Here is an 11,307-nt window from a genome sequence, read left to right on the forward strand (position 1 = left end):
CCCCCCCCCCCCCCCAAAACCCCTACGCATGAATCCGGATTCAACGTCTCTGGCCATCGCTTGGTAATCGCAGTCCAGCGTCGATACAGGATCCGTTTCAGGTGCCCGGTTTCTTCGGAATGCGAGTATTTGACTCTGTTCCTGCTTCAAGTTCCTCGGGTTCAAACCGGTCCTTGTAGTGATCTGACAATGCTTTAAAAAAATCCATCTCCCCGCGATGGTTGTACGATGCAAGTTTTTCAACACTCACACTATCCGAGCCTGAGAGTCGAATACCTATCAGCAGAAATGCTTCAAGTGTTCCGGGCATCCACGCTGGAGCATTGCGTATCGTAACCCGAGTCAATTTTTCAATGAGATCACTGAATCGACTCTCCGAATGATCGATACTTCCATCCCCTAATTTATCGAGATCGATTGCCATAACATACCCAGAAATAACTTCTGGATGCATGTTCTGCATCTCCGATAATTCGCCAAGGATTTCATCCAAGCGATTCGAAACATTTTTCGTTCCTTTCGAAGCATAAGCTTTAAAGGAAACCGCCAACCGGGGTCGACCACGTTGAGGTGCAACAAGATCCCAATTTTTTATCTTCGAAAGACTCGCAATCCGCCGTTCAAGAGTCAGTCCTTCGATATTCGGATTCTCTTGCTCGAGACGGATTTTGGTGTATTGGGCGAGTTCTCTACATCGGTTCGCAGATCTTTCACTCTTGTGAATGAATGTGTCAATGAGTGCGAGTTTCAGGGGGTCCATTGTGTTGCTCAAGTATTCTACGCTACCAGGGATTTATCCAAACGAAAGGATTCATGGATTCCATACACCTGAAATGCAATCTGAGTCGCAAGATCGCGGTCTCGACGCTCAAACGCCTCAGCAAGAAGATTCCGATGCGATTTGCTGATCGATTCGATATCTGGAACACGAATGCGGCGAAGATATTGGGCCTGGAATCGATAGGTGCCTCCCCGCATTCTTACACAATAGGCACCGACAAACAAATTGGCTATATCCGAGAGCAGGATCCCTCCCATAACTCTCAAGTCCCATTTCTCCGAAACCACATAATAAAGGTTATGATGGGGATAGAAGCTTCCGTCATCGAGCACGGGGTGCGCGGCCGCCTTCAGATCGGGGAGCACCAGCTTTGCTCGACCCGAGAGATCCCCGTGAACCCGATCAATAGTTCGATACCACAAATCAGGTCGTTTTTTTGCAATATGGCGGGCTTTGAGGCGCATTTCATTGTCCCGCAAATACTCAGCCAAGCGAGGATATTTTTCCAAATCGACGAGTCCTGTGGCATTCCATGGGTTTACGAGATAGGTTCCAGACCAGTGGTTTTTTCCATTTGCGATGTCGGAAGCCTGTAGCAAAGGAAGCAATCGTTCGGGTTCGACCAGATTCGAATCGTTTGTGATGAAAACCTGATCACATCCTGTCGCAACGCCAATGCCGACTCTCGTGCCAGTTGCAAAATCCTGCAAAGGGGGGAATCTCGATTCAAGTTCCGCGATCAGAGCAAGCTGAGTAGGAGAACCCGAGGGCCAAAGGTCTCGACCTTCAAACCAGCGATCAATTCTGCTTGCTTCATACGAACAGTTTTCAATGGACCTTTCCTTGCCGCAAAGAACCCACTCGGCAACGCGTCCGGCTTCGTGCTCATTAAATCCGGAATTGACGTCAATCACGGATATTTTCTCTTGAATCTTGTTCTGAAGCACCACAACAGCCGGGTAAGCGGAAACCTCATCTTCAAACGCATCCACATCGTGCATCGAAACGACCGTTTGAATCGCGTATTTTGAAGTGATGAACTCGCGAAGACCTGCTCCATATTGATTTCGCATCCAACGGTCCGCGCAGATAAAAGCCAGAGTTCCAGACGGTTTGAGGGTCTGCAGTCCTCGTTCAATAAACCCAACGTAGATGTCAGCCCTTCCACGCATGGTAGAGCAAGATTTTCGGTAGGCTTCCATGATGCCTCGATCCACATTCTCCAGCCGGACATAAGGTGGGTTTCCCACGACAAAATCAACCGAGTTGAAATCGTAATCCTGGAGAAGATAGTCACCTTGCGAAATCCAAGCATCAATCAAAACCGTTGCAACAGAGTTGGAAACCCCGTTTGCGATCAGAACCTTCAGCACGTTCCGGCGGGCATTTTCTACATTGGAGGCGATCAGATCAAATGCTCGCACCGCACATCCCAGATCCTCCAGATTATGTTGGTGGCGCTTGGCAGAGTGAATCAATCGCTCCACGATAGCGATCAAAAAGGCACCAGAGCCGCAGGAGGGTTCAACGATTGTCTTGTAGGCCAAATCTTCATCCTTAGAATAGCCCGCCAAATCCAGAATGAAGTCCACAACCCAACGTCGGGTGAAGACCTCACCGTGATTCTCTTTTGCTTCAGAAATCGGAAGGGTTGCGTTCATCAATTCCGAGAAAAAATGCTGATCTTCCCTCAATATCAACGATGAACCTCCGCTGGATCGAGCTATGGAAGATGCTTCTTGAGGTTTCATAAGTTGCTTGTTCTAACGAGGCAGAAAATCATTGGCTGACTCAAGTATCGTTGCAATACAGCTGGCGCAAAACCTGCCTGCAACTTGAGTTTTACCAACACATTTGATCGTGCGAACCCAGTGAATCTGAGTCAATTCGAAAGGAGGCTCAGAAGGTTACCGAGAAGTATCCGATTCTCAATTCCATCACACCCCCAAAAAAAAGCGGACCTCATGTGAGGCCCGCTACCCTTCGGTGTAAAACGGGTTGAATGGCAATACCCAAATTCCATCCAACCAAGATTTCATCAGGTGAATCGTCCAACCAAATCCCAGGGACGATCCACCTTTGAAATCACCCTACGTATGACACCTAGAAAGAGAAGGTATTGGTGATGAACCATTCCTGAGTGGGACGGATGCGAACTGACGCATACGAACCATCGGGATTGATCGAGATCGGAATCAGACCTTCGCTGTCGCCGACGTTGCGAACGTTCAGCTGGATGCTCCAATCGATCTTGTCCGTCAGCGGCTTGGCGTAGCTGACCCACATGTCAACCGATCCTTCGGTCGGACCGTAGACTGGGTTCTCCACGTCGAATTCGTAGCCGGTTGCAGTTTCCCGAACCGGATATCCAATGCCCACCTTGTCCTGCCAGCGATAGCTTGCACCAAAGCCGAGGTTTTCAAAACGCCCTTCCTGGATCGTGTAGTTCGCCACGATGTTGTAGCGCCACTTGCGCACTTCCGGAGAGAGCGTGCCTTCGCTCAGTTTGAGCTGAACGTAGTTCGCGCGCCAGGGTGCCCAGATGCTGTTATACATCGCATTGCCGGCACCACCCCAACGGGCGAGCAATCCGGCAGGGGTTGGGTTGCCCGCACCATCTGACAGCACGGAATCGAGGTATTCCACATACTCCGCAAGATCGGTACCACCGACATTGGTCTGGGTCGCTTCGGTCTTCGATGCGTTGATCGACAGACGAAGTCCCGGAATCGGGTTGGCGGTCAATTCGAACTCATAGCCCTCCGACACCGTATCTGAAGTCACCGCAAAACCCTGGGGCGCGCTCGCACCATAGGCATAAACGTTGTCTGCAGGCGGGATGTACTGAGAGGCTGGCAGGGGCAGACCTCCCGGATTGTCCTGAAGAGTGGCTTCATAGGTTGAACGGTCGGTCAGGTACTGCAACGGCACCGGATTGAATCCCCAAGCCTCAAAGAAGCCCTTGTCCGTCAAGTAGGCCTGGATTTCGTTCCAGCCCCGGATCGCAGCATCTTCTACTGCTTGCGTTGCCGCAAGCGCCGCTTCCTGCTCGGCCTCACTCATGTCGTCGAAGCCTTCGATGGGATACGGGTTGGTCCAGGTATTGCGATAGCTGGGCGCTTCGCGTCCACCATAGTCATAGGCAGCCAGGTCGTACAGGTAAACATTGCGCCAGTTGAGACCGTTGGAGATGATGCCTCCCACTCCATTCTGATCGCTCAGCGTCGAGTTCGCATCATTGAGTTCGGTCTTGTACTTGATCGCACGGAACGAGTACTTGTTATCCTTGGTCGACAGAACGATGCCGATGTCCCTGGTCTTACCGCTGGGATTTCCGATCGGATCTCCATAGATGCCACGGCGAACCGGAACCACCTGGAAGTTGCTCGACTTGTTGTAGGAGAAGCTGACATTGAATGGCAACGGATCACGCTCACCAAAGAGCTGATTCACGTGCAATACGGCACCATAGCTGGTCGATTCATCCTCGAAAATTTGCGTTTCGGGGAATTCGTCCGGCAGACGATAGCTGTTCATGTCCAACATGCTGCGATTTGCGGGAACCGGCAGGGCACGCGCATCCTTGGTCTTCACCTTGTCCTTGCGCCAACCCGCCGTTGCCACGATGGCATCGTTCCAGAAGTAGCCCTGATAGGTCAGCACCTGCGAGGTTGTTTTCCGGTAGGTCTGCGACGCATTGTCCAGCAGGCTGAGGTTGTTGCCTTTGTAATCGTTCTTGATCAGGTTCAGCGGATACCCCATCCAGCCGTTGTAGTTTGCGGGATTGGATGCCTGTGTGAAGTAGCGGTCTGCATCTTCAGTACCCGTATAACCTGCAGGACCGTTGTCACCCCAGTCGGGTGCGTATCCGTCAGCATCACGGGGATAGACTTTGCTCAAAGAACTCGGAACGTTCCAAACGGCACCGGGATCCACATCATAGCGTGCCCAGTTGGAGTCAAACAGGCGAACGTTGAGTGACTCAAAAGCCATAGGCTTCGCGATATTTGGAATATTTGCTCCACTCGCTGAGGTTGCACCCGCGAGCGAGGATCCGAGGTAGATCGCGGCAACCGGAACACGGTCGTTATAGGGTGAACGGCTTCCATCATTGTCATTCCAGTATCCACCCCATGCACGGTCATTAGCCACACCGCGCCAGGAGCGGTTTTCGAAGAAGTAGCGCTCCTCGTTGTAGGACGCATTCAGGCGCTGGCGCCCGAAGATCTTCAAAATCCAGTCACGGTCCGTCACATCTTCCGGGCGAAACTCACCGTAGAGCGACGCACGATAGTACTCACGGTCACTTGTATAGGAGCTTCCGCGTCCACCTGCATCGGAAATCACATACGGACGTCCAAAGTTGACATTGGTCTGCGAGGTGATCCCGTCCAGATTGCTACCGTAAGTGTAGTAATCGAGTCCATTGCGCATGATGTCAATTGTCAGCGTCGGTGTGTAAGGGACGAAGCTGAATCCGCCCCGCGTGTATTCCTGCTTGTCAAAGGACAGTTCAAGACCGACACGATCTCCCCAGCCCGTTTGGGTCAGGGTCACGTTGTAGGCATCCCATTCTTCCCACTCACGCTTGTTGTCACCGTCGATCAACTTGTTGTAGAAATCGAAGACACTGGCATCGGTGAGGGACTTGGCACGGTACTGGCCCGATCCAAACAGGGGAAGCTGAGCATTGCGCGCAAAACCGTCATAACTCGCAAGACGATAGAACTGCTCCGCATACTGTTTGCCAAAGATTCCATCGGAAGGTCCGCGCACATTGCCATTGGGCATGCGAGCACCCACGTTGATGTAACCCGCAGTCGCACCCATGATGCCGCCCGTGGCGCCATCCATGAAATAGAGTGGTTGCTGCTGGTTCACTACACCCGAAATCCAGGGCTGATAGTTATCATTTGCCGAGTTGCGAATGTTGATACCATACGAGGCCGCACCCGGTCCCGACGTCGGGTAGGTGTCGAAGCGGTCATTGTTGGCATCGTAGGGATTGGTAACCGGAGTCATGCCCATGCCCGAATTCACCGTCCAGGTGCCATAGCCATTGGCGGCTGGTGCAAACCAGGGCGTGATGCTGTCATAGGGTGGCAGGATGCGCGGGCGGTTGGCATCGATCTGGCCTTTTTCGTAGTTCGCACGAATGGTCGTGCGGAAGGTTTCCGGATCGAACAACTTCGGGTTCCAACGCACGGCAAGGTATCCACGCTCATCATCTTCAAACGCCGGGTCCTGCTGGAATTTCTGGTAGTCCGCAAGACCTTCCACGCGCACGGCGAGCACATCGTCGATGATCACGCGGTTGACGTCGAAGCTGCCACGAACACTGCCATATTCGCCTACGCGAATCCTGACTTCGCCCATGTCATAATACTCGGCGGTGTCCAGTGACGCATTCACGATACCTGCCGGGCTTCCGAGACCAAACAGCAAGGCGTTCGGCCCACGCTGAATGTCCACACGGCTGGTGATGTAACTGTCCCACGGAATATCGGTGATGTAGAAGTCACGCGTATTGTCCGCCGCAGCCAGGCCGCGCACACGCTGGGCTCCACCCGGCGCGCGCAGGCTTCCAGACTCATCAAGAGAGGTGCCTGTGCCAAGGCCGCCGTAAGTACCGCGGGTGCCTGCCACTTCAGCATTGGTCGTGTATTGCAGCAGGGTGGAATTGTCCGTCGCACCAACGTCGTTGATGAACTCGGAGGTTACCACCGAGATCGCAGATCCCACGTCCTTGAGGTCGGTTCGAATTCGGGTTCCGGCCAGCGTCTGGGTTGCCAGATAGCCAACATCGGAATCGGTTGAGACTTCGAAGGGAGACAGTTCGTAGACGTCTTCGTCCAGTTCTGCTCCATCCGAAACGGCATCCTGAGCCTGCAGGCTCAGGAAGGATGTACCCAATAAGAGGATGGGCACATATTTCCATTTGTTCAGTAGATCATTCATCATGATAGTTTTTGATGGGTGAGTTGTTTTCATACAGTGAAACCTCACGGTCTCGATGCACAAAGCTTGGCTCCGGCGCTCGCACAGGGCACAGCACAGCCCACAGGCTATCAATTCGTGGTGTCCAACCACGCATCAACGCACAAAACAACAGGGGTGTACGGCGGCAAGTGAAGGGATTCCGTCAGGTCGAAACAATCCAATCACAGCAATAACGCCGGGGGATTTTACTTAGGGGATAAAACGTTTAATTGGGTAGGTTTGGGTAGCAAAAGAATTCAGGGTCGTGAATCAATAAAGAATTGACGATAGCCAAAGCCTAGAGTCGAGGTGCGTCGGGTCAAGCGGACAGAAGCCGTATAGAATCTATGACCTAAGTCATAGGTCATGCTCTTGCCTTAAGGTTAAGCAGAGTATGTCTTCTCAGCACTGAACCCTCTGTGCTGCGCCTGACGGGCCTCACCCTTCCTCACCAGAGGCACCATTGCCCTCGAGGTGGTAGATCTTGTATTCCACGGAGTCTTTCAATGCTGCCCAGCTGGCTTCGACAATGTTGTCTGAGGCACCCACGGTTCCCCAGGTCGCTGTGCCGTCCGTGCTTTCCATCTGCACGCGAATCTTCGACTGTGCTCCATCCGCGCCTTCAAGGATGCGTACCTTGTAGTCCACAAGCTGCACATCGCGGATCACCGGATAATCACTCTCCAACGCCCGGCGCAGGGCAAGGTCGAGCGCACCGACAGGTCCATGAGACTCCGCCACAGTGTGCCGGATGTTGCCATGCACGTTGATTTTGACCGTTGCCTCGGAGAGCAGACCCGCTTCGCCGCGGTGTTCCACAATCACGCGATAGTCGATCAATTCAAACAGTGGTTCACGTCCCTTCAGAAAACGCTCGATCAGCAGTTTGAAGGACGCATCCGCTGCTTCGAATTCATAGCCGCGAAACTCCAGTTCTTTCAACTCCGACAAAAAATCCTTCATGGCCGGAGATTTTTCATCCAACTCCAGCCCCATCTCCCTGGCCTTCATCATCACACTGCTGCGCCCGGACATATCTGAAACCAGCACCCTTGTACGGTTGCCCACGAGAGACGGGTCAATGTGCTCGTAACTGTGGCGCACCTTTTCAACCGCATTGGCATGTACTCCGCCTTTGTGGGCAAAGGAGGTTGCTCCAACAAAGGGGGCGCGAATGTCAGGCCGCAGGTTTGCCATGTCGTCAATGAACAGCGACACATCCCGCAGTTTGCCAAGGTGTGGACTGCAGTGCATGCGACATCCCATCTTGAGTCCCAGATTGGCAATGATCGTCGTCAAATTGGCATTCCCGTTGCGCTCACCAAAACCATTCATGACGCCCTGCACGTGGGATGCACCTGCCTCCACACCTGCGAGACTGACCGCCACTCCCAGACCGCAGTCATTGTGACAGTGCACACCGACCCGCACGGATGGAAATCGCATCACGACCTCGGAGGTGATTTCCCTCACTTCAGGCACCATTTTCCCCCCATTGGTATCGCAGAGCACCAGGGTTTGTGCTCCTCCCTTTACAGCAGATTCGAGGGTCTGAATGGCATAGCCCGGATTGTCCAGGTATCCGTCAAAAAAGTGCTCGGCATCATAAACCACCTCTCGCCCCTGCGAACGCAGGTATGCCACCGATTCCTCGATCATGGCGAGGTTCTCCTCCGGACTGGTGCGCAGGATTTCGGTGACATGCAGCAGCCAGGTTTTTCCAAAAATCGTGATCACCGGCGTCTGCGCATCGAGCAGCATCTGGATCTGCGGGTCCTGCTCCACAGGGGTTTTTGCACGTCGCGTGGAACCAAAGGCAGCAATTTTGGCATGCTCCAGCTTCAGTTCCCGAACCTGTTCAAAAAACGCCATGTCGCGTGGATTGGATCCCGGCCACCCTCCTTCAATGTAATCGACGCCAAACTGATCCAGCGTTTTCACGATGCGCAGTTTGGAATTGACGGAAAAGGAAACACCTTCGCCCTGGGTACCATCACGCAGGGTCGTATCATAGATGAGAACGGTCGAATCGCTGGACATGGGTTTTCAGTTCGTTCAAGGACAGCCGGAAAGAACGGGCAAAACCTCGAAAAGAAAAGAAATCCAGCCGGGATGCAACCTCAAAACCGCTCCAGCAGTCGCCCCAGATGGCACTAGCAGCCACTGGCGTCCTGCAGGGAAACGATGCCCCTTCACTTTGCATCGAATAGCGAGCACACTTGACGGTTGAGTCTGTCAGGAACACATTCATCCATCATGCTTCTCCGCTCCATCCAACCGTCACGCCTGCTTTGTAGCATCGTGCTCGTGCTTTTGAGCACGGCGCTCGCCGCTGTCGAACTCTGGCAAAACCTGCCTCGGCAAGATCGGGCCATTCATGATTTTGCCGAGCAAATCGATGCGCGCACCGAAAGCCGCCTTGAGGGTTTTCTGACCACCGCTTTCCGCAGCCTCGACACGCCTGTGGTCGTAGTCACACTACCCTCCCTGCAAGGAGGGCAAATCGATGATTTTGCAAACCGCCTCTACGAACACTGGGGCATCGGCACACGCCCGGACAACCGGGGCATCCTCTTTCTCATCGCACTGGAAGAGCGGCAGATGCGCATTGAAACAGGCTACGGCACCGAACCCGTCATCACCGACACGCTGGCCGCCAGCCTGATCCGCGACATCGCACGTCCGCGCTTCCAGCAAGGCGACATCGCAGGCGGTATTGAAGTAGTCGTTCGCACACTCATCGGTACCGTTGCTGAAGCCGAGGGCAAAACCGTGGAAGGGGCCGCCACTTACCGGGGCAAAGCTTCAGAGCGGGATGGTTCCGGACTGGTGAATGTGATCTTCTGGATCATCGTTTTGATTTCCGTCTTCTCCGGTGCGGGTCGCCGATCCCGCCACCTGCGCCACCGCTCAATGTTACCGCTCCTGCTCATGAGCGGAGGATTTCGCGGAAGCTCTCGCGGGGGCTTCGGAAGCTCTGGCTCCGGTGGATTCGGAGGATTTGGTGGCGGCTTTTCCGGTGGTGGCGGTGCCAGCGGAGGCTGGTAATGCTTCAACCCCAACCAACCCACAAAACAATTTATCATGAAAACCGAAATCAATCGATTTGTCGAAACCCTCCAAAAAGCACTGGGTTCCCAACTTCAGTCCGTGATCTGGTATGGTCCGGCATGCCGGAATCCGGATACGGCACAACCCGAAGAAATTCAGCTCCTGGTCATTGTCGATTCCCTTGGTGTGCCAGAACTTCAGGCCCTCTCCGAACCTGTCAACCGGTGGATCCGGAAGCGCCACCCCTTTCCCAAAATTTTCACCCGCGAACGACTGCTGAAATCCACCGATGTTTTCCCGATCGAATGCCTGGCCGTGCAATCGCATTATCAGGTGATGCACGGGAACGATCTGGTTCCTGAGTTGAGCGTCTCGGACGCCAACCTACGCCTTCAGCTCGAAAGCGAGTTCAAGGGAAAATTGCTGCAACTGCGCGAGGCGTTTCTGATTTCCGGTGGAAAACCCAAAACACTTGCCCAAACGCTCGCGCTTTCGCTCCCGACTTTTGAATCCCTGTTCGCTGCGCTGGCCAGGGTTCTCGGACAACCCGCACCCACCGATGCAGCATCCGCAGCATCCCTGCTGGCCAATCAGCTCAAGGTACAGGACGCTGCAGTGCTCGCCGACATCCAGCAACTCCGCCAAGGCGGAGCGTCAGGAGATCGCCAGCACATCCACAAACTCTTTGAACGCTACCTGCGCCTCATTGAGCAGGTTTCCGACAAGATCGACTCTCTCTGATCCTGCGCTAACCATACTTCTCCACCACCATTCTATATGCAACTCACACTTCCACCCATGCACACCACATCCCATTCCAACAGACTCATGAACCGCAACTCACCGTCCAGGCGCCAGGCAGGTTCTGCACTGGTTGTGATCCTGTCTTTTGTCGCCCTCATCGTTGTCGCCGCGCTGATCGCGTTTGCGACCATTGTGCCGCGCTACAACCGTGTACAGGTGCTCGATGAGAGCATCAACACCGCCTGGGCCCAGGTCGAAACCGTGCTGCAGCGCCGCTACGATCTCATCCCCAACCTTGTCAATACCGTCAAGGGCTTTGCCGAACAGGAACGGGAAATTCTGACTGAGGTCACGCGCCTGCGCTCACAATGGGGAGAAGCCCGCAGCACGGGGGAGAAGGCCGCCGTTGCCTCTCGCATGGAGGGTGCGCTGGGTCGGCTGATGCTGGTATCGGAGAACTATCCGCAGCTGCGAAGCAATGAAAATTTCCTCAACCTGCAAGCACAGCTTGAGGGAACCGAAAACCGGATCTCCGTGGAACGCCGCCGCTACAATGAGTCAGTCCAGGCCTACAATACCTATGTTCGCCAGTTTCCCCAAAATCTGATGGGATTCGCCGTGCGGGATGAATATTTCGAATCCACAGAGGGTGCCGAAGCTGCACCCACAGTCTCCTTCGACTGAGCCGTCCGCCGCTGAAACGACAGGTGCGTCGTCAGTCAAACTGACGAAGCACCTGCTTCAAGTCTCAA

7 protein-coding genes are annotated in these 11,307 nt (G+C 53.9%); 3 read left to right on the top strand and 4 right to left on the bottom strand.

Annotation, left to right across the window (positions count from 1 at the left end; genetic code table 11):
- Positions 1-97: 97 nt before the first annotated feature.
- The 4 genes from ABQ298_15180 to cimA form a co-directional block, all read right to left on the bottom strand.
- Positions 98-760: a hypothetical protein gene (locus tag ABQ298_15180; GenBank protein MEQ9825726.1), complete on the bottom strand. Its 663-nt coding sequence runs from the start codon at positions 758-760 to the stop codon at positions 98-100.
- Positions 761-777: 17 nt separating this feature from the next.
- Complete coding sequence (locus ABQ298_15185; GenBank protein MEQ9825727.1) at positions 778-2,442, bottom strand: N-6 DNA methylase; 1,665 nt, start codon at positions 2,440-2,442, stop codon at positions 778-780.
- A gap of 442 nt (positions 2,443-2,884) precedes the next feature.
- Positions 2,885-6,742, bottom strand: coding sequence for a TonB-dependent receptor plug domain-containing protein (locus ABQ298_15190; GenBank protein ID MEQ9825728.1), 3,858 nt, complete (start codon positions 6,740-6,742; stop codon positions 2,885-2,887).
- A gap of 456 nt (positions 6,743-7,198) precedes the next feature.
- Positions 7,199-8,800, bottom strand: coding sequence for a citramalate synthase (gene cimA, locus ABQ298_15195; GenBank protein ID MEQ9825729.1), 1,602 nt, complete (start codon positions 8,798-8,800; stop codon positions 7,199-7,201).
- Between the two features lie 216 nt (positions 8,801-9,016).
- On the opposite strand from cimA, the gene ABQ298_15200 reads away from it, so the two are divergent.
- From ABQ298_15200 to ABQ298_15210, 3 genes are read left to right on the top strand one after another with little or no spacing between them, the layout of a single operon-like run.
- On the top strand, positions 9,017-9,808 hold the full coding sequence (locus ABQ298_15200) for a TPM domain-containing protein (GenBank protein MEQ9825730.1): 792 nt from the start codon (positions 9,017-9,019) through the stop codon (positions 9,806-9,808).
- A 36-nt stretch (positions 9,809-9,844) separates the two neighbouring features.
- The gene (locus tag ABQ298_15205; GenBank protein ID MEQ9825731.1) at positions 9,845-10,552 is read left to right on the top strand and encodes a hypothetical protein; all 708 of its coding nucleotides are present in this window, start codon (positions 9,845-9,847) and stop codon (positions 10,550-10,552) included.
- Positions 10,553-10,588: 36 nt separating this feature from the next.
- Positions 10,589-11,239 carry a LemA family protein gene (locus tag ABQ298_15210; GenBank protein MEQ9825732.1) on the top strand — a complete coding sequence of 217 codons (651 nt, stop codon included), beginning with the start codon at positions 10,589-10,591 and terminating at the stop codon, positions 11,237-11,239.
- Positions 11,240-11,307: the final 68 nt, after the last annotated feature.

This window comes from Puniceicoccaceae bacterium, assembly GCA_040224245.1.
Lineage (GTDB): Bacteria > Verrucomicrobiota > Verrucomicrobiia > Opitutales > JAFGAQ01 > JAKSBQ01.

Excerpts from the sequence above, each read along its gene's own strand:
- ABQ298_15180 (MEQ9825726.1), bottom strand. The coding sequence starts at position 760 with ATGGACCCCCTGAAACTCGCACTCATTGACACATTCATTCACAAGAGT.
- ABQ298_15185 (MEQ9825727.1), bottom strand. The coding sequence starts at position 2,442 with ATGAACGCAACCCTTCCGATTTCTGAAGCAAAAGAGAATCACGGTGAG.
- ABQ298_15190 (MEQ9825728.1), bottom strand. The coding sequence starts at position 6,742 with ATGATGAATGATCTACTGAACAAATGGAAATATGTGCCCATCCTCTTA.
- cimA (MEQ9825729.1), bottom strand. The coding sequence starts at position 8,800 with ATGTCCAGCGATTCGACCGTTCTCATCTATGATACGACCCTGCGTGAT.
- ABQ298_15200 (MEQ9825730.1), top strand. The coding sequence starts at position 9,017 with ATGCTTCTCCGCTCCATCCAACCGTCACGCCTGCTTTGTAGCATCGTG.
- ABQ298_15205 (MEQ9825731.1), top strand. The coding sequence starts at position 9,845 with ATGAAAACCGAAATCAATCGATTTGTCGAAACCCTCCAAAAAGCACTG.
- ABQ298_15210 (MEQ9825732.1), top strand. The coding sequence starts at position 10,589 with ATGCAACTCACACTTCCACCCATGCACACCACATCCCATTCCAACAGA.